Source organism: Aestuariimicrobium sp. Y1814, from assembly GCF_050113895.1.
Classification (GTDB): Bacteria; Actinomycetota; Actinomycetes; order Propionibacteriales; family Propionibacteriaceae; genus Aestuariimicrobium.
Genome location: NZ_JBNJRW010000005.1, coordinates 20,875 through 38,459 on the forward strand (window position 1 = coordinate 20,875; position 17,585 = coordinate 38,459).

A 17,585-nucleotide genomic window follows, 5' to 3' on the forward strand; every position below is an offset into this window, starting at 1 on the left:
GGCCCATGGACAACTCCACGATCGCGATCATTGTCACAGTTGTGCTCAGCCTCGCCGCCCTCGGCTGGACGATGCTGGGCGTGCAGCGGATGCGCGGCACCCGCCACCTGCTGCAGGGCATCGGACTGGTGCTGCTGCCGGTGGGCCTGTGGCTGCTCGGCGTGATGGAACTGCTGGTGGACGGCGCCCAGGCGATCTACCGGTTCTTCGCCGACGGCACCCTCGACTCGATGGCGATCGCCGGCCTGGTGGTCGGCGGGCTCGGTGTGCTGGTCTTCCTGTCCTCGGCCGCGGTCAAGCCGGTGACCCGCGCCGATTCGAAGGAGCGTCGCGTCGCCCGCAAGCAGGCCAAGCAGCAGCTGTTGCAGGCACAGGCCGCCCAGGAACAGCGTGCCGTCGGGGCCGGGTCCCCGAGTCGTCCGGCTGCCCAGGAACCTGCCCGCACACGTCCCCAGCAGCCGACCGGCACCGCCAAGGGCGGCGGCCTGTCCAGTGAGGACGCCGAGATCGAGGCGCTGCTGAAGAAGCGTGGGATCGAGTAGGCCTCAGGCCTCGGCTACCGCGTGGTGGGCCAGGATGTAGGCGCGCACCTCACGCACCCGCTCCGCGGCGGCCGGACCCTCCTGGCGCTGGATGCCGAGCACCATGCGGCTGCGGCGTTCCTGGTCGTCCGGCCCGGGGACGAGCTGCAGGTAGGCCCAGGTGTCACCGGGGCCGTAGGTGGCGTCGATGATTTCGTCCCAGGGGTGGAACTTGCTGACCACCCCGTTGCGCAGCCGGGCGCCCTCGCTGGTCAGGGTCAGGTGGGACAGTGCGGTGCCCATCATGAACGCAATCATGAACACCAGGAAGAACAGCAGGGTGCCGATCTGCGGCCAGGTGAACATCTGGCGGATCTCTCGTTCCAGCAGGAACCACAGGCCCAGGAAGCACACCGCCAGGCTGATGCTGAGCATGGTCGCCATCCGCAGCACCGGGGCTGAGCGGTAGACCTTGCGCTCACCGGGTTGCAGGGGTTCGACCTGCGGCAGGGGTGGCTGCTTGCGGGCGCGTTCCTCGAACTCCGGCAACAGCGATTCCGGGACGGCGCCCTCATGGGGCTTGGGGTGCTGCTGGTCCATGGTCACCACCTCACAGGCGGCAGGCGGCCAGGTCGGTCAGCAGGATGCCGCGGGCACCGACCTGGTAGAGGTCGTCCAGCAGGCGCTGGCTGTCGGCCCGGGGCACCAGGGAGCGGACCGCCACCCAGCCCTCCTTGGCCAGCTGCGAGACGGTGGGACCGGACAGTCCGGGGGTCAGTTCGCAGGCGGCCTCGAGGTCGGCCTGGGCGACGTTGTAGTCGACCATCACGTAGCTGCGGGCCACCAGGACCCCGTCGAGGCGGCGCAGCAGTTGCTGCACCGAGGCATTGTCCAGCGACAGGTCGTGGTGGCGGATGACGATCGCCTCGGACTCGCAGATGGCCTCACCGAAGACGGCCAGGCCGGCCTTGCGCAGGGTGGAGCCGGTTTCGACGACGTCGGCGATGGCATCGGCCACACCGAGCCGGATCGCCGACTCGACCGCACCGTCCAGCGGGATCAGCCGGGCCGACAGGTTCTTGCCGGCCAGGTACTGCTCGACCAGTCCGGGGTAGGAGGTGGCGATGCGGCGCCCGTGAAGGTGCTCGATCTCGTTGATCCCACCGTCGGCGGGGGCGGCGAAGCGGAAACGGCTGCGTCCGAAGCCCAGTGCGGTGACCTCGACGGCGCTGGTGTGCGAGTCGATCAGCATGTCACGCCCGGTGATGCCCAGGTGCAGGGTGCCCTCCCCGACGTAGACCGCGATGTCGCGGGGCCGCAGGTAGTAGAACTCGACCCCGTTGGCCTCGTCGGTCAGGACGAGTTCCTTGGGGTCGGTGCGCTGCCGGTAGCCGGCCTCGCGCAGCATGACGGCGGCAGCCTCGCTCAGGGCACCCTTGTTGGGCACGGCAATCTTGATCGGCCCACCATTGGGGGTGGTGGACGCGGTGGGGGTCTGGGTCATTGCTCTCTCACAGGTAGCGGTAGACGTCGTCAAGGTCGAGGTCGAGGGCCAGCATCATCACCTGCAGGTGGTACAGCAGCTGGCTGATCTCTTCGGCGGCAGCTTCCTTGGACTCGTGCTCGCTGGCCATCCACACCTCGGCGGCCTCTTCTACGATCTTCTTGCCGATGGCATGGACGCCGGCATCGAGTCGCGCCACGGTTCCCGACCCCTCGGGGCGGTCACGGGCGGTCTGCGTCAGTTGGGCGAAGAGCTCTTCGAACGACTTGCTCACCGGGCCACCCTACCCGTCACGGGCGGGGGTCGACCCCACCGGCCACCGCCACGGACGACGCCGCGGCGCCGCGTTGCACCTTGACCCACTGGGTGAAACCCCAGATGACGAAGGCGCCGTAGATGGCGTACATGATCGCCGAGGGGTAGAAACCGGCCACCAGCAGCAGCGGCACACCGACGAGGTCGACGGCCAACCAGATCAGCCAGAACTCGGTCCAGCCGCGGGCCATGCCGTAGGTGGCCAGGATTGACCCGGTCAGGATCCAGGCATCGGCCGCCGGGCCCCAGGAGCCCAGGGCGTCCAGGGCCAGGTAGAACACGACGAAACCGACCACGGCCATGGCCAGCAACTGCAGGCGGCCCCGGGCGCCGGCCCAGCGGGGTTCGACGGCGACCCCGCCCTGGTCGCGGTGGGTGTGGCGGTAGCGGGCCCACAACACCCAGCCGTAGACGCTGGTGACCAGGAAGAAGACCTGCCGCCCGGCCTGGCCCCACAGGTCGAGGTTCTGGGGTGTGTTGAACACCCCACCCAGGAAGACGGTGAACAGGATGATGTTGCCGGCGATGCCGATGGGCCAGGCCCAGACCCGACGTCGGGCGCCGAGCAGCGCCGAGGCCAGGCCGAAGCCGTTGCCGATGATTTCACGCCACAGCACCGGCGCCCCGAAACCGAGGTCGAGCTGAGCATTCAGCAGGCGGGTCAGCAGGTCGAGCATGGCCCTGCCTCAGCGGGTCACAGCTGGACGCCCAGCAACGCGTCGACCAGGTCGACGAACTGCCCCGCGCCGTCGTCGTCACCCTCGATGTTCAGGCTGGCACCGGCCCAGGCATCGATCGCGGCGATCGCGGCCGGCGCGTCCAGGTCGGTGCGCAGGTGGGTGCGCACCTCACTGACCAGGGCGGCCACATCCAGGGTCTGGGCCAGTCCGGCGGCTTCGCGCCAGCGGGCCAGGCGTTCGGTGGCGGCATCGAGCTGGTCGGGGGTCCACTCCCAGTTCTCGCGCCAGTGGTGGGTGAGCATGGCCAGGCGCACGGCCATCGGGTCGGCACCCTGCTCGCCGACCAGCCGCGACACCAGTTCGAGGTTGCCCTTGGACTTGCTCATCTTCTCGCCGTGGAGGCCGACCAGCCCGGAGTGCAGGTAGGTCCTGGCGAAGGGGGCGCCGGTGGCGGCGTGGGCCTGGGTGGCGCATATCTCGTGGTGGGGGAAGACGAGGTCGGCTCCCCCGCCCTGCACGTCGAAGGACTCACCCAGGTGCTGCAGCGCGATGGCGGTGCACTCGATGTGCCAGCCGGGTCGTCCGGTGCCCAGGGACGACTCCCAGCTCGGCTCACCGGGGCGGGCCTGCATCCAGACCAGGCAGTCCATCGGGTTGCGCTTGCCCGGGCGCTCGGGGTCCCCGCCGAACTCGACGAACCGGGCCAGGGCCGCCTGCTCGTCGAGTCCCGAGACCGCCATGAAGGTGTCGTCGCTGGACACGTCGAAGTACCAGTCCGGGTACTGCTCGTCGTCGAGCTGGTAGACCTTGCCCGCCGCGACCAGCGGTTCGATCAGGTTGACGACCAGGTCGATCGTCTCGGTGGCCCCCACGTAGTGGGCCGGCGGCAGCACCCGCAGGTTGGTCATGTCGTCGCGGAACAGGTCGGTCTGCGACCGGGCCAGGTCACGCCAGTCGACGCCGTCGCGTTCAGCCCGTTCCAGCAGCGGGTCGTCGACGTCGGTGATGTTCTGGACGTAGTTGACCTCCAGCCCGAGGTCACGCCAGACCCGGTTGACCAGGTCGAAGCTGAGGTAGGTGTTGGCGTGGCCCAGGTGGGTCGCATCGTAGGGGGTGATCCCGCAGACGTACATCCGCGCCGTGCCGTGGTCCGGGCCGGTCTCGACCAGGGCCCCGGTGGCCGAGTCGTACACGCGCAACCGGGTGGGTGCCTCGGGGGTCTCGACATCAAGCCGGGGAACGGTGGGGTGGGGCCACGAGTGCATGGGGTTCAGGCTAGCCGCCCGACCGGGAACACTGCCCACCTGCCGACGATTGTTGAGACCACGACGACCTGCGGTACTGGGACGTGCTGGTGGGTGGCCCGGGTCACAGCGGCGGCCAGGGGATCACCGGCCACCGGTCCCCCGGCGAGGGGAACTGGCCGGCCTCGAGCAGGGCCATGGCGCGCAGCCTGGTGGCGACGACCTCAGCGGGGTCGAGCCATTCGTCCAACACCTCGACCGATTCGATCGCGGCCGACACCAGGGCGAGTTCGTCGGTGTCCAGATCGTCGCCCGACCAGCCCCACAGCACGGTCCGCAGCTTGTTCTCGATGTGGAAGGTGAGGCCGTGATCGACCCCGAGGACGAGCCCGGACGCCACACCCGGCTCGGCCCCCTCGGTCTCGTCGGCCTCGTCCTCGTCGGCCCCGGGCTGGGCGTGGATGATGTGGGCGCCCTTGCGGTCGGCGTTGTTGGCGATGACGTCGAAGATGGCCATCCGTCGCAGGGGCGCAGCGTCGGCATGCACCAGGACGACCTCGCGTTCCTCCTGGTCGAGGCCCACGACGATGCCGAACCAGTCGTCCGGGATGTCGTGGCGTGCGACCAGGTCGACCAGGTCGGTCTGGGACCCCTCGATCCAGGCCTGCACCGACCCGGGGCCGTAGGGGCCCTCCAGGAACCAGGTCGGGGGGACGACGTCGAAGCCCGCGGCCCGCGACAGTTCCCAGGCCGCGACCTCGCGGCGTCCCAGTGTGTTGTCGGGGAAGTCCCACAGGGGCCGTTCCCCGGCGACGGGCTTGTAGATGAACCGGGCACCGTCCTGGTCCTCGGCCAGGAAGGTGGCGTTGCTGGCCTGGACGAGCCGCCCGACAAGCGTCAGTTCGCCGGCCGGTGGGCCGGGCTCATTCGAACCCATCGGAGTCATCGTCGTCGGGGTCATCGTCGTCGGGGTCATCGAACAAGGGGGCCCGGTACCCGTTGGCGCGGGGACACAGGTGCCCCTCGGGGTTGATGGGCTGTTCGCAGAAGGGGCACTCGGGTCGGCCCGAGACGATCAGGGCGCGGGCGCGGCTGATGAACTGCCGGGCATCGGCGGGGGTGAGCCGCACGTGCATGGAGATCTCGGCGTTCTCGACCGTCTGTTCGACCGCGTCGGACTCGTCGTCGGCGTCCATGTCGACAACGCTGAAAAGTTCGATGGCGATGCATTCCTGGGCGGTGTCCCAGGCCAGGGTCATGGTGCCGACCCGGAACTCCTCGTCCAGCGGCTGGTCCAGCGGGCCGAGGTCGTCGGCGCGGGAGACCGGGCCGGGGATCGCGTCGGCACCCAGCTTGGTCAGCTCGTCGAGGATGCGTTCGAGGTGGTCGGCCAGGATCGAGACCTGCTGCTTCTCGCAGACGACGCTGACCAGGCGGCTGGCCGAGCGGGCCTGCAGGTAGAAGGTGCGCTGTCCGGGCGTCCCGATCGTCCCGGCGACGAACCGGTCGGGGAAACTGAAGCGATGGGTCACGCGGGCCATGGCCCCAGACTAACGGCTCGGTCCAGCAGCCCGGTCCAGCGGCGCCGCCCAGCGCCTCAGTCCTGTGGCTCGGTCCCCTGGCCCGGTCCGGCGGCGCCGCCCACCACGGGTTGGCGCTCCGGTAAGGTGGTCCACCGGGTGAGGGCTCCTTCCACGGAGTTCATGGTGAGGATGCGGGGTTGCTTGGGCGATGGCTTGGTGTCGTCCGGGGATGGCTGCGCGCCGGGCAAGAGGATGACGCTTGCCGAGGCTGGTTCGACGCCCAGTCGTTGGACGTGGCGGAAGTCGGCGCCGCAGGCCCAGTTCAGCAGGGCCGCCAACGGGTCGCCGTGGCTGGTCAGCAGCCACACGTCGTGGTCGCCGAGCCGGGAGTTCCAGTCGAGGACGGCATCGACCACGCGGGTCCGGACGTCGGCCATCGCCTCCCCGCCGGGGAAGCGGGCCCGGTCGGGTGAGCCCTGCACGGTGACCCACAGCGGCTCGTCGGCGAGGTCCTTCAGCAGCTTGCCCGACCACTGTCCGTAGTCGGTCTCGATGACCCGTTCGTCGACCTCGGGGGTGAGGTCCAGCCCGGCGGACTCAAGCACCAGCCGGGTGGTCTGCAGGCACCGCTCCAGGGGTGAGGTGATGGCGCGGGTGACCGGCACACCGGCCAGCCGCCGACCCAGGGCGCGGGCCTGCTCGACCCCGGTGTCGTCCAGTTCGACCCCCGGCGTGCGGCCGGCGAGGGTGCCGGCGGAGTTGGAGGTGCTGCGGCCGTGACGGATGGCGATCAGGATGCTCACCGGTTCAGGCTATGTCACGGGTGATCGACAGGTCCGGTCGACGACGGACGAGGGCGATGAGGGGTCGGGGCGATGACAGGGCATTGGGCTCTGGGGCAGGATGGCCACCATGCCCTCGTCCTGTGCCTGCTCCCGGTGAGCCGCGCCGCCGAACCCGTTGAGAGCTTCGGTGCCCTGGTGCGCCAGCTCGGGTTGCCGGTGTACCTGCCCACCCTGTCGCAGGCCTCCGGGTTCACCGCGCTGGCGCCGGTGTTGCCGCTGATCGCGCTCGACCTCGGTTTCGGGGTCGCCGCGGCGGCAGCGCTCGGTTTGATCACCGGGGTGCTGGGGGTGCTCGGACCGGTGCCGGCCGGGCGGGTGATCGCCTGGCTGGGTGAACGGGTCGCCATGGTGATCACCGGCGTGCTGGTCACGTGCGCGCTGCTGGGAGGCTGGTTGATCGTCGGCCACAGTGAGGCGAACGGCGCCGGATCCGCCCACCGCTACGGGCTGGTGGCAGCGTTGATCGGGGTCGGCGTCGGCCAGCAGGTGTGGATCCTGGGACGGCAGTCCTATGTCGGGTCTGCGGTGCACCCCCGGCTGCGGGCCCGGGCGATGTCGAGCTTCGGCGGCATGATGCGGATCGGGCAGGTGATCGGCCCCGCCCTGGGCGCCGTGGCCGCCGCCGCGTCGGGCATGGCCGCGGTGTTCCTGCTGTCGGCCGGGCTGATGACGCTCGCCACGCTGCTGGTGACCGTGTTCCTGGTGCCGCGGGCCCAGGCCGGTCCCGCCCCGGACGAGGCATCCGGCGGGACCGGGGACCAGCCGGGGGTTGCGGCGGGGTTGGACGGGGCCTGGTGGCGTGACCCGCGGGTGGTGACCATGGCCAAGGTGGCGATGGGCACCGCTCCCCTGCAGATGGCGCGGGTGGTGCGGCCCACGCTGCTGCCGCTGGTCGGGGCCGGGTTGGGGCTGGGCGCTGAGACCATTTCGCTGGTCTTCGCGGTCGCGGCCGCGGTGGAGATCCTGCTGTTCCTGCCCGCCGGCTCCTACATGGACAAGTTCGGTCGCACCGCGGTGCTGGTGCCCTGCCTGCTGACGCTGGGTGTGGGTTACGTGGTGCTGGCGGTATTGGCGGTGACGGTGGGTGAGTCCTCCCCCACGATGGCGTTGGTGACCGTGGGCGGGGTGGCGCTGCTGCTGGCGCTGGGCAACGGGTTGGGGGCCGGGATCGTGATGACCCTGGGCCTGGACCTGACCCCCGAGCAGGACCGCGCCCGCCACCTGGCCCGCTGGATGACGATGACCGGGGTGGGCCCGCTGGCGGGGCCGCTGCTGGTCTCCCTGGTCAGCCTGGTGGCGCCGATCGCCCTGGCCGGGGGCGTGCTGGGCAGCCTGTGCCTGGCCGCCGGGGTGTGGATCCTGAGGATCCTGCCCGGGGTGACCCCGAACCCGCCTGCCGGGCCGTTCCACCGGCCCGAGCCGCAGCAACAGCACTAGGCTTTCCGAAGAGCCGCTGTCCCCGCAGACGCTGTCCCCGCAGCGGCACTGACCGCAGACCCATCGTCCAGACACCCCAGGAGGCCCCACATGCAGACCCGCCGAGCCGGATCGAGCGGTTTGCAGGTGTCCCGGTTGGGGCTGGGGACCCTGACGTGGGGCCGCGACACCCAGCCCGCCGAGGCGCGGGCGATGGTGCGGCGCTTCAGGGAAGCCGGTGGGACCCTGGTCGACACGGCCCCGGCCTACGGCAACGGGGTCGCCGAGAAGATCCTGGGCAAGCTGGTCCACACCGATGTGCCCCGGTCGGAGCTGGTGATCGCCACCAAGGGCGGTTTCGGGGTGCGCAACGGACGACGGGTGGTGGACACCTCACGCTCGGCCCTGCTCAATGACCTGGCGGCCTCCCTGCGGCGCCTGGCCACCGACCATGTCGACTTGTGGCAGGTGCATGCCTGGGGGGACGCGCCCCTGGAGGAGACGCTCGGCGCGCTCGACCAGGCCGTCCGCTCGGGGATGGCCCGCTATGTGGGGGTGTCCAACTTCATCGGCTGGCAGACCGCCCGGGCCGCGACCTGGCAGGAGGCCATTCCCGGGCGGGCGCGGCTGGTCAGTTCCCAGGTGGAGTACTCGCTGCTGGCGCGCCGCTCCGAGATCGAGGTGATCCCGGCGCTGCGGGCGATGGGCATGGGGTTGTTCCCGTGGTCGCCGATCGGGCGCGGGGTGCTGACCGGCAAGTACCGCCACCAGGTGCCCAGGGGCAGCCGTGGGGCCAGCGACCACTTCTCCTGGTTCGTCGAGCCGTACCTGGAGGAGAAGTCGCGGGCCATCACGGACGCGGTGGCGAAGGCCGCCGAGGGGCTGGGCATGTCACCCGAACAGGTGGCGCTGCTGTGGGTGCGTGATGCTCCCGGGGTCACCGCCCCCCTGCTCGGGGCCCGCACGGGGGAGCAGTTGGAGTCGTACCTGGGACTGGACGAGATGTCGCTGCCCGACGAGATCACCGCAGCCCTGGACGATGTCTCGGGCGGCCCGAACCTGGGCCGGGGGACGAACCGCGTGCTCGATTCGTAGGGCGCGTCCGGTCGGTGCTATAGTCCAATGGCTGTCCGAGCGATCGGGCACCCACTCGTCCGGGTGGCGGAATAGGTAGACGCGCTAGCTTGAGGTGCTAGTGGCCGTAAAGGCTGTGGAGGTTCAAGTCCTCTCTCGGACACACACAATGTGAAGTCCCGGGACATCGTTGACGGATGTCTCGGGACTTCGTTGCATTTCGGGCGCTGGTGGTGGTCCTGGCTGGCGCCGAGCGGCTGGGACCGTGTGGCTGACGAGCGGCTGGGACCGTGTGGCTGGTCGGGCTGGGGCACTGGGCTCAGGTTTGCAGCGCGGCCCCCGTCTACAACGCCGCCCCACGTCTGCAGCCCCAATCCGCGTCTGCAGCCCGGGCGCTGGCCTGCGGCCTATCGCTTGCTGGTGCCGGCGAGGCGTGCGGAAATCAGGCGGTTGAGGGAGACATTTTGTTCAGCGGCCGCAATCGCGAGCTCACGATGAGCCTCAGGAGTGAGTCGCAGCATGAAGTTACCCGAGTACTCCCGATCAGCCATCGCCTCCGGCGGAGTCTCACCGCCTGCCTGCATGTCCTCCAGAACGTCGTCGACGAGCGTTCGCAAGCCCGCCAGTGCGTCACCATGGCTGTCTGCGGCCCAGGACAGCGACGGCATCTCCGCCACGGTGGCGATGTAGGCCTCGTCCTCGGCCGACCAGCGCACGCGGTAGGTGTAGTGGTCACCGTTCAAAGTCACAATCCTTCTCCCTCCAGCCTGTCGATCGCCGCCAGCACCTGCCGCACTTGGTACGGCTTGGCCTCGCCGCGGTCATCTTGGATATTCACTCGCGGGTCGCCCCGCCAGGGCATTCGATAGACCCGGTGCGAAGAGCCCTGCTGTCGTGGCTCGCCGAAGTAGTGATCGCACACCTTCGCCAGGTCCGCAAACCTCACCCCCTTCGGGGTGCTGCGCATCTGGTCGACGAGCTTCTCTCTCCGAGCCACGAAGCCATGGTATCAATAATGATACCGCTGTGGGCATGGACAGGGAACGCTTCGACGGGGGGGCGACTCCTGGCGGCCGTACACTCGGGGCCATGATGCCCCCCGTTGAGCCGGCTCCACCGCCCAGGCGCTCCAGACTGCTCACGGTCTCCTGGGGCCTGATCATCACCGCGATCCTGCTCGGCCTCTACGCCAACAGCATCATGACGCCCTACCGCAGCGGCTTCAGTGCACCGCCGAAGTGCTACGTGGAGGAGACCTGCACCTCGGCGGACATCCGGTCGGCCGAAGACCTGTCCGACCGGTGGTTGTTGGCGGCCTTCATCGTGTTCCTGGTGGCGATCGTGCTGCACTTCATCGCCACCCCCAGCCGGGTCACCCCACGCCAGCCGCTCACCGTGCCGTGGCTGCGGGCGTTCATGTCGTCGGTGATCGGCGCCGCTCTGGTGGTCGCGCTGGTGGTGCCGTTCATCGTGCTGGCATTCTCGGGCCAGACCGCAGCGCTGATCCTGCTGGTGATGGTGGGGACCTTCCTGCTGGCAGCGGTGCCCTCGCTGTCACATGTCGGCACCTGGGCGCGACCGCGGATGGCCAAGCTGGTGGTGGCCCTGGTGACCCTGGCAGCGCCGGCGGCGGCCATGGCGGTGAACCTGGTGCTGGCAGCGCTGCCGGTGCCCGACACCGACACCATGCAGACCGTGGGCGGCGCGCTGATGGTGGTGGCGACGGTGGCGGCCCACACCGCCGGCCACCGGCTCGCCATCCTCGTCGGGGGTGGCACGCCGGCACTGCCCACCGCGCCACTCGCAGCCGGCTAGAGCCACTCCCCCGACCCGAAGCCTTCCTGACCCGGCAGCCGCTCAGGACCGGGGCCGGGCCAGCGCCCACGTCCCATCCGGGAGCCGCTTGACCAGGCCCTGCAGTTCCAACGCCGCCAACGCCCCCAGCACCTCGGGCACCGTCATGCCGGTGTGCCCGGCGACCATCGGTGCCGGCAGCGACCCCCTGCCCGGCAGCGCCTCCCGCACCGCGAGCTCGTCATCATCCAGACCGTCCAGCAGCCGTGGCTGGGCCGGTGGACGCGGTTGGTCGGGTTCGATCACCAGGTCATGGACGACCTGGGCTGCCGTGCACACGAGAGTGGCTTGCCCGTTGCGCAGCAGGTCGTTGGGTCCCTGGGACAGTGCGGAAGTCACCGGGCCCGGGATGGCCATCACCGTCCGCACCATCTCGTGGGCCCAGCCCACGGTGTTGAGCGCACCGGAGCGGTGGGCGGCCTCCACCAGCACGGTGACCCTCCCACCGGCGGCGAGCAGGCGGTTGCGCGCGAGGAACCCCTTCTTGGTCGGCCGCACCCCCGGCGCCACCTCACTGATCACCAGGTGATTGTCGGCCACCTGCTCGAGCAGGGACGAGTTGCCCCGCGGGTACCACTCGTCCAGGCCGCCGGCGAGCACGGCCACCGTGGCGCCGTCGACCGTCAGGGCCCCGCGGTGGGCGCTGGCGTCGATGCCATAGGCGCCCCCGGACAGCACCGTCCACCCCAGTTCGGCCAGGTCGGCGCCCAGCCCGCCAGCGACGTGGGTGCCGTAGCGGGTGGCGGCCCGGGAGCCGACGACGGTGATGCTGCGGTCGATCAACCGGGCGGGGTCGGCCGGGCCGGTGACCCAGATCCCAACGGGGCTGCCCCCCATCCCCCGGTGGCTGACGTCCCCGTCCAGCACCTGCCAGCTGGTCGGCCACCCGGGGTCCCCCGGGACCAGGAAACGCAGGTCGGCGTGCCTGACCAGTGACAGGCTGCGGTCGAGGTCGAAGGCCTCGGCGCGCCGCTGCCAAGGGGTCTTGCCGCCTGCGGCGCGCAGCGCCTCCCACACCGCCGGAGCACCCTCCTTGCGGAGCAGGCCGACCAGGCGCGGGTCGGCAGGGTCGACCACCCCGGTCAGGCAGGCCCGGGCGGTGCGGTCCTCGCCCCAGTCGCCGCGGATGCTGCCCACCGGATGCCCGCTCATGCCGCGGCCTGGTCGGTGCGCATGCCCAGGGCCTGGGCCAGGTGGCTCTTGGTGATCCGATCGCTCCCCGCGAGGTCGGCAACCGACCACGCCAGCCGCCAGACCTTGTCAACCCCACGAGGGCTCAGCTGGCCGTTGCGCAGGGACCGTTCCAGGATCTCGACCCCCTGCGGGATCGGCAGGTCACGCAGGGCCGGGCCGGGCACTTCGGCGTTGGTTGTCCACGGGGTGGCCGCCAACCGCCGGGCCTGCCGCTGCCGGGCCTCCATGACCCGCGCCAGGATCGCGGCCGATGGCTCCCCCTCGGCGCGTTTTCGCATCACCCTCGGGGGCTGCTGAAACAGGGTCTGGTGGATGTCAATCCGGTCGAGCATGGGTCCACTGAGCCTTTCCTGGTAGCGCCGCACGGTGTAGGGAGCACACCGACATTCCTGCTGCACCGCACCCCAGTGCCCGCACGGGCAGGGATTCGCAGCCATGACGAGTTGGAAGCGGGCCGGGAACCTCGCCCTGGCCTCGGCGCGGGCGATCATCACCTCACCGGACTCCAAAGGTGTGCGCAGCGACTCCAGCACCCGGGTCGGGAACTCCGGGGCCTCGTCGAGGAAGAGCACTCCCCGGTGCGCCAGCGAGATCTGCCCCGGACGCAGGGTCCGGGAACCACCGCCGATCATCGAAACCAACGAGGCCCCGCGGTGGGGGTCGGCGAACGGCGGGACGTGGCTGATGCCGTCGACCCGGTTGCCGTGCAGCGACTGGATGCTCGCCACTTCCAGGGCCTCGGAGTGGGTCAGCGGCGGCAGGATGCTGGGCAGCCGTGAGGCGAGCATCGTCTTGCCGACCCCCGGCGGACCCTGCAGCAACACGTGGTGTCGTCCGGCGGCCGCCACTTCGAGTGCCCAGCGGGCTTCCTCCTGCCCGCTGACCTCGGCGAAGTCGGGCGCTTCGGGGTTGACCACCACCGGACGCGGGACCGGTCTGGCGGCGGCACCGGGACCACCCTTCAGCACCGCCATCAGCTCGGCCAGGGAGTCCACCCCGAACAGTTGCAGGCCCTCCACCAGCGCCGCCTCGGCCAGTTGCTCGGCCGGCACCACCGCCGTGGTGAACCCGGCCGCCCGCGCTGCCTGCAGCGCTGGCAACAACCCGCTGGCCCGCCGCACGGCCCCGCTGAGGCCCAGTTCGCCCAGCAGGACGGCCCGCGTGGTGAAGTCACCGGTGACCAGGCCCTGGGCGGCCATGATCGCCGCGACGATCGCCAAGTCGTAGTGGCTGCCGCTCTTGGGCAGGGTCGCGGGGCTGAGGTTGATGGTCAGCAGCCGGTCCGGCCAGGGCCCACCCGAGGCCGAGACCGCCGCCTTGCACCGGTCACGCGCCTCGTACAGGGACGCGTCGGGCAGGCCCACCAGCACCGTGCGCGGCAGCCCACCCCCGACCGCGGCCTCGACCTGGACCACGGTGCCGTCGATGCCGACCATGGCGACCGAGTAGGCGCAGCTCGAGACGGTGGCTTCGGCTTCGGCCTTGTCGTCGGGTTCTTCCGGCCCGGTCACAGCGCACCCCGCAGGTGCGTGATCTCGACGCCGGTGCGGGTGCGCAGCACACCGATGGCGTCAACCCGGACGGGTGCGGCGACGGGGTGTTCGCGCCGCCACCAGTGCACCAGTTCACGCAGCTTGGCCTGTTTGGCGCGGGTGATCGATTCCAGGGGTGTGCCGTAGCCCAGGCCGCTGCGGGTCCTGACCTCGACCAGCACGATGGTGCCGTCCGGTTCGCGGGCCACGAGGTCGACCTCCCCGACCCGGCAGCGCCAGTTGTGTTCCAAGACCTGCCAGCCGAGTCGTTCCAGGAACGCGCACGCCTGGGCCTCACCCCAGGCACCCACCGCCAGCCGTCGTCGTTTGACCACCATCCGCTCACCACCTCCACCACGAACATGAGTCACGGACCGGCGTTCTGCTCAGTTGTCCACAGGCCGATGTGTAACGGTTGGTCGACAGCGTGTAACTGTTGGATTGTCCACAGGCGCGCACGGCAGCATCGGGCGGGGCAAGGCAGTATGTTGACCCCCATGGAGGGTCTCTACGACGGTTATCCCGTGCGCGACGACATCTACGACGAGATGGTCGCCGACGAGCTCGGCAGTGTCCGCGCACCCTACGAGGGCATGCGCCGCATGTTCGACAACATGTCGATTGAAGACCTGCAGCAACGCGCCGACTACGTCTCCAACGCCTACCGCAACCAGGGCGTCACCTTCGACATCGGCGGCGAGGAACGGCCCTTCCCGCTCGACATCGTGCCCCGCATCATCGCCGAGGACGACTGGGCGGTCGCCGAGGAGGGCGTCAAGCAGCGGGTCAGGGCCCTGGAGATGTTCCTCGACGACATCTACGGTGCCGGGCGCTGCTTCATCGACGGGGTCATCCCCCGGCACGTGGTCACCTCGTCGCGCTACTTCTACCGGCAGGCCTTCGGCATCCAGGCCCACAACGGGGTGCGCATCCACGTCTCCGGCATCGACCTCGTCCGGGACGGCAACGGCACCTTCCGGGTGCTCGAGGACAATGTCCGCATCCCGTCCGGCGTGTCCTACGTGCTCACCAACCGGCGCGCGATGGGCACCGGCATGCCGGAACTGACCAGCAGCCACGCGGTGCGCCCGGTCCACGACTACCCCCAACGGCTGCTGCAGGCCCTCATCGCCGCCGCCCCCGGCGGGGTGTCCAACCCGACCATCGCGGTGCTCACCCCGGGCCCCTACAACTCGGCCTACTTCGAACACTCCCTGCTGGCCCGCATGATGGGCTGCGAGCTGGTCGAGGGTCGTGACCTGGTCGCCCGCGGCGGCCGGGTGATGATCCGCACCACCCGCGGCCTGCGGCCGGTCCACGTGATCTACCGGCGCGTCGACGACGACTTCCTCGACCCGGTGTACTTCCGTTCCGACTCGGTGCTGGGTTGCGCCGGCATCCTCAATGCGGCCCGGGCGGGCAACATCACCATCGCGAATGCGGTCGGCAACGGGGTCGCCGACGACAAGCTGCTGTACACCTACGTGCCCGACCTGATCCGCTACTACCTCCACGAGGAACCGCTGGTCCCCAACGTCGACACCTGGCGCCTGGAGGAACCCGATGCCCGCGAAGAGGTCCTGGACCGGCTCAATGAACTGGTGGTCAAGCCGGTCGACGGCTCCGGCGGCAAGGGCATCGTCATCGGGCCCTCGGCCAGCGCCAAGGAACTCGACGAACTGCGCGCCACCGTGCTGGCCAAGCCGCGCGGGTGGATCGCCCAGCCGGTCGTCCAGTTGTCGACGGTGCCGACGATGACCGAGCAGGGCCTGCGCCCACGCCACGTCGACCTTCGTCCGTTCGCGATCAACTCCGGTGAGGACGTCTGGGTGCTGCCCGGTGGGCTGACCCGGGTGGCGCTGGCCGAGGGCGAACTGATCGTGAACTCCAGCCAGGGCGGCGGGTCGAAGGACACCTGGGTGCTGCGCGGCGACGGCCGGCGTGCCCGCTACGAGATGCGCCGACCGACCGGGCCCATCGGCCTGTCCGACCCGCAGGTGCAGCAGCGCCGTGCGGTCGCCGAGAAGCAGGAGCAGAAGCAGCCCCAGCAGCAGACCCGCACCCAGCAGACCCGCATCGAGGAGGAGCCGTGCTGAGCCGCATCGCCGAGTCGCTGTACTGGATCGGGCGCTACCTGGAGCGGGCGGAGGTCACCGCGCGGATGCTCGAGGTGCACGTCCAGACCCTGCTCGAGGACCCGATGACAGACGAGGGTACCGCCACCGGCAACCTGCTGGCAGTGCTCGGTGTCGAGACCGAGGACGACCTGTCCCACGAGACGCTGGTGAAGGTGCTCGGCTGGGACGCCGCCTCGCCCGCCTCGATGGTCAGCTCGATCTGGAACGCCCGGGAGAGTGCCCGCCGCTCGCGTGAAGTGGTCTCCGCCGAGCTGTGGGAGGTGATCAACACCACCTGGAACCTGGTCCGCAACAACCGGCTGCAGCGCCAGCGCATCGCTGATGCCTGCCACCTGATCAGGGAACGCTGCGCCACCATCACCGGGCTGGTCGATGCCACCATGACCCACGACCAGGGCTGGCAGTTCCTGGTGCTGGGCCGCAACCTGGAACGCATCGACCTGACCGCCCGCATCATCGAGTCGGCAATGTTCATGCCGAACGAGGACGCGTCCTGGATCCACTCCCTGCGCGCCTGCAACGCCTACCACGCGTTCCGACTGACCCACAAGGGCTCAGAGTCCCCCAGCGACGCGGCCGAGTTCCTGCTGCTGGACAGGCTGTTCCCCCGGTCGGTGGTCTTCTGCCTCGACCAGGCCGAACGGATCGTGCGCCGGTTGGAGCCCGGGGAGAGCATCCAGCAGCTCGACCACCTGGTCAAGGTGCTCGGCGCAGCCCGGGCCGACCTGGAGTACCGCCCGCACCGGCTGCTCCTTGAGGGGGTCCGAGGGCGGATGAAGTCCCTCCAGAAGACGTGCATCGAGGTGAACGAGGCGGTCTCTGCCCGCTACTTCGATGCCGCCGACACGCTGACGTGGCAGGCAGGAGAGCGCTGATGTTGCTGCGAATCACCCACCGGACCGGCTACACCTACGAGGGTGGCGCCGAGTCGTCGTTCAACGAGGCCCGGATGGCTCCCCGCTCGACGCTGGAGCAGCAGGTGCTGCACACCAGGGTGGACATCTCCCCCACAGCATGGACGCTGCACTGGACCGACTACTGGGGCACGTCGGTGACCACCTTCGAGGTGCACGAGCGACACACCGAGTTGGTGGTGACCTCGTCGTCGACCGTGGACGTGCGGCGGGCGGCCACCGAGGGCCAGGGCATCAGCTGGGAACAGATGCGCTCGGACGAGGTGGCTGAGACCCACGCCGAGTACCTCGCCATCTCACCGACGGTGCGCCTGCCCAATGACCTGGCCGACCAGGTCACGGCCCTGGCCGAGCAGTCGGCGACCCCGATGGAGGCGGCGCTGAAGGTGGTCGACCTGATCACCAGCGAGGTGCGCTACGTCCCCGGTTCCACCGGTGTGCACACCCTGGCCGCGGACTCGTGGCAGGTGCGTGCCGGGGTCTGCCAAGACATGGCGCACCTGGTGATCGGTTGCCTGCGCTACCTGGGCATTCCTGCCTGCTACGTGTCGGGCTACCTGATGCCCCACAACGAACCTGAGGTGGGTCGCAGCTACAGCGGTGAGTCCCATGCGTGGGCGCGGTTCTGGGACGGTGAGTGGATCGACATCGACCCGGCGAACGGTTCCCGGCCCGGTGACCAGCATGTCGAGGTGGCCCGTGGCCGCGAGTACGCCGATGTGGCCCCGCTGCGCGGCATCTTCACCGGCTCGGGCGACTCCCAGATGTTCGTGGAGGTTGAACTCACCCGCCTCGCCTGACAGGCCACGGACGCAGCAGGCACCCACGCAC

At 70.0% G+C, this 17,585-nt stretch carries 20 protein-coding genes and 1 tRNA gene; 8 read left to right on the plus strand and 13 right to left on the minus strand.

From position 1 onward, the window contains the following. The first annotated feature begins 5 nt into the window (after positions 1 to 5). A complete protein-coding gene (locus ACQE3C_RS07180; protein WP_434538499.1) occupies positions 6 to 542 on the plus strand; it encodes a hypothetical protein in 537 nt (178 codons plus the stop codon). 3 nt (positions 543 to 545) lie between these two features. Here ACQE3C_RS07180 and ACQE3C_RS07185 read toward each other — a convergent pair whose 3' ends face one another. The 8 genes from ACQE3C_RS07185 to ACQE3C_RS07220 all read right to left on the minus strand — a co-directional run bounded on the left by ACQE3C_RS07185 (position 546) and on the right by ACQE3C_RS07220 (position 6,590). Continuing rightward, positions 546 to 1,121: a PH domain-containing protein gene (locus tag ACQE3C_RS07185; RefSeq protein ID WP_434538500.1), complete on the minus strand. Its 576-nt coding sequence runs from the start codon at positions 1,119 to 1,121 to the stop codon at positions 546 to 548. A 10-nt stretch (positions 1,122 to 1,131) separates the two neighbouring features. Then, positions 1,132 to 2,025, minus strand: coding sequence for an ATP phosphoribosyltransferase (gene hisG / locus ACQE3C_RS07190; protein WP_434538501.1), 894 nt, complete (start codon positions 2,023 to 2,025; stop codon positions 1,132 to 1,134). A 7-nt stretch (positions 2,026 to 2,032) separates the two neighbouring features. Further along, a complete protein-coding gene (locus tag ACQE3C_RS07195) occupies positions 2,033 to 2,299 on the minus strand; it encodes a phosphoribosyl-ATP diphosphatase (RefSeq protein WP_434538502.1) in 267 nt (88 codons plus the stop codon). A gap of 16 nt (positions 2,300 to 2,315) precedes the next feature. Further along, positions 2,316 to 3,017, minus strand: a complete 702-nt coding sequence (gene pnuC / locus ACQE3C_RS07200; RefSeq protein WP_434538503.1) for a nicotinamide riboside transporter PnuC — start codon at positions 3,015 to 3,017, stop codon at positions 2,316 to 2,318. 17 nt (positions 3,018 to 3,034) lie between these two features. Then, entirely contained in the window at positions 3,035 to 4,285 is a 1,251-nt protein-coding gene (gene mshC, locus ACQE3C_RS07205; RefSeq protein WP_434538504.1) for a cysteine--1-D-myo-inosityl 2-amino-2-deoxy-alpha-D-glucopyranoside ligase, read from the minus strand. A 103-nt stretch (positions 4,286 to 4,388) separates the two neighbouring features. Continuing rightward, positions 4,389 to 5,201: an SCO1664 family protein gene (locus ACQE3C_RS07210; RefSeq protein ID WP_434538505.1), complete on the minus strand. Its 813-nt coding sequence runs from the start codon at positions 5,199 to 5,201 to the stop codon at positions 4,389 to 4,391. Next, positions 5,188 to 5,805 carry a DUF3090 domain-containing protein gene (locus ACQE3C_RS07215; RefSeq protein ID WP_434538506.1) on the minus strand — a complete coding sequence of 206 codons (618 nt, stop codon included), beginning with the start codon at positions 5,803 to 5,805 and terminating at the stop codon, positions 5,188 to 5,190. Before ACQE3C_RS07215 ends, ACQE3C_RS07210 begins: the two co-directional genes overlap by 14 nt. Before the next feature lie 56 nt (positions 5,806 to 5,861). Next, positions 5,862 to 6,590 carry a histidine phosphatase family protein gene (locus ACQE3C_RS07220; protein WP_434538507.1) on the minus strand — a complete coding sequence of 243 codons (729 nt, stop codon included), beginning with the start codon at positions 6,588 to 6,590 and terminating at the stop codon, positions 5,862 to 5,864. Between the two features lie 72 nt (positions 6,591 to 6,662). Between ACQE3C_RS07220 and ACQE3C_RS07225 the strand changes: the two genes are divergently transcribed. The 3 genes from ACQE3C_RS07225 to ACQE3C_RS07235 all read left to right on the plus strand — a co-directional run bounded on the left by ACQE3C_RS07225 (position 6,663) and on the right by ACQE3C_RS07235 (position 9,285). After that, complete coding sequence (locus ACQE3C_RS07225) at positions 6,663 to 8,069, plus strand: MFS transporter (RefSeq protein WP_434538508.1); 1,407 nt, start codon at positions 6,663 to 6,665, stop codon at positions 8,067 to 8,069. Positions 8,070 to 8,159: 90 nt separating this feature from the next. After that, a complete protein-coding gene (locus ACQE3C_RS07230; RefSeq protein WP_434538509.1) occupies positions 8,160 to 9,143 on the plus strand; it encodes an aldo/keto reductase in 984 nt (327 codons plus the stop codon). A gap of 57 nt (positions 9,144 to 9,200) precedes the next feature. Next, positions 9,201 to 9,285: transfer RNA gene (locus ACQE3C_RS07235), tRNA-Leu, on the plus strand. Between the two features lie 244 nt (positions 9,286 to 9,529). Here the strand turns inward: ACQE3C_RS07235 and ACQE3C_RS07240 are convergent. Together ACQE3C_RS07240 and ACQE3C_RS07245 are read right to left on the minus strand one after the other, a co-directional pair. Then, positions 9,530 to 9,865 carry a type II toxin-antitoxin system HicB family antitoxin gene (locus ACQE3C_RS07240; protein WP_434538510.1) on the minus strand — a complete coding sequence of 112 codons (336 nt, stop codon included), beginning with the start codon at positions 9,863 to 9,865 and terminating at the stop codon, positions 9,530 to 9,532. Between the two features lie 2 nt (positions 9,866 to 9,867). Further along, positions 9,868 to 10,119, minus strand: coding sequence for a toxin HicA (locus ACQE3C_RS07245; RefSeq protein WP_434538511.1), 252 nt, complete (start codon positions 10,117 to 10,119; stop codon positions 9,868 to 9,870). 92 nt (positions 10,120 to 10,211) lie between these two features. On the opposite strand from ACQE3C_RS07245, the gene ACQE3C_RS07250 reads away from it, so the two are divergent. Next, entirely contained in the window at positions 10,212 to 10,937 is a 726-nt protein-coding gene (locus ACQE3C_RS07250) for a hypothetical protein (protein WP_434538512.1), read from the plus strand. Positions 10,938 to 10,979: 42 nt separating this feature from the next. Here ACQE3C_RS07250 and ACQE3C_RS07255 read toward each other — a convergent pair whose 3' ends face one another. From ACQE3C_RS07255 to ACQE3C_RS07265, 3 genes are all read right to left on the minus strand, one after another. Beyond that, positions 10,980 to 12,128 (minus strand): DNA-processing protein DprA, encoded by a 1,149-nt coding sequence (locus ACQE3C_RS07255; RefSeq protein ID WP_434538513.1) that lies wholly within the window; start codon positions 12,126 to 12,128, stop codon positions 10,980 to 10,982. Beyond that, positions 12,125 to 13,606 (minus strand): YifB family Mg chelatase-like AAA ATPase, encoded by a 1,482-nt coding sequence (locus ACQE3C_RS07260; protein WP_434538699.1) that lies wholly within the window; start codon positions 13,604 to 13,606, stop codon positions 12,125 to 12,127. The genes ACQE3C_RS07255 and ACQE3C_RS07260 overlap by 4 nt, the downstream gene beginning before the upstream one ends. Positions 13,607 to 13,677: 71 nt before the next feature. Continuing rightward, the gene (locus tag ACQE3C_RS07265; protein WP_434538514.1) at positions 13,678 to 14,040 is read right to left on the minus strand and encodes a YraN family protein; all 363 of its coding nucleotides are present in this window, start codon (positions 14,038 to 14,040) and stop codon (positions 13,678 to 13,680) included. Between the two features lie 159 nt (positions 14,041 to 14,199). On the opposite strand from ACQE3C_RS07265, the gene ACQE3C_RS07270 reads away from it, so the two are divergent. The 3 genes from ACQE3C_RS07270 to ACQE3C_RS07280 are packed head-to-tail and all read left to right on the plus strand — an operon-like array spanning position 14,200 to position 17,554. After that, entirely contained in the window at positions 14,200 to 15,798 is a 1,599-nt protein-coding gene (locus tag ACQE3C_RS07270) for a circularly permuted type 2 ATP-grasp protein (RefSeq protein ID WP_434538515.1), read from the plus strand. Then, positions 15,792 to 16,715, plus strand: a complete 924-nt coding sequence (locus ACQE3C_RS07275; RefSeq protein ID WP_434538516.1) for an alpha-E domain-containing protein — start codon at positions 15,792 to 15,794, stop codon at positions 16,713 to 16,715. Before ACQE3C_RS07270 ends, ACQE3C_RS07275 begins: the two co-directional genes overlap by 7 nt. Beyond that, entirely contained in the window at positions 16,715 to 17,554 is an 840-nt protein-coding gene (locus tag ACQE3C_RS07280) for a transglutaminase family protein (protein WP_434538517.1), read from the plus strand. The genes ACQE3C_RS07275 and ACQE3C_RS07280 overlap by 1 nt, the downstream gene beginning before the upstream one ends. Positions 17,555 to 17,585 lie beyond the last annotated feature (31 nt).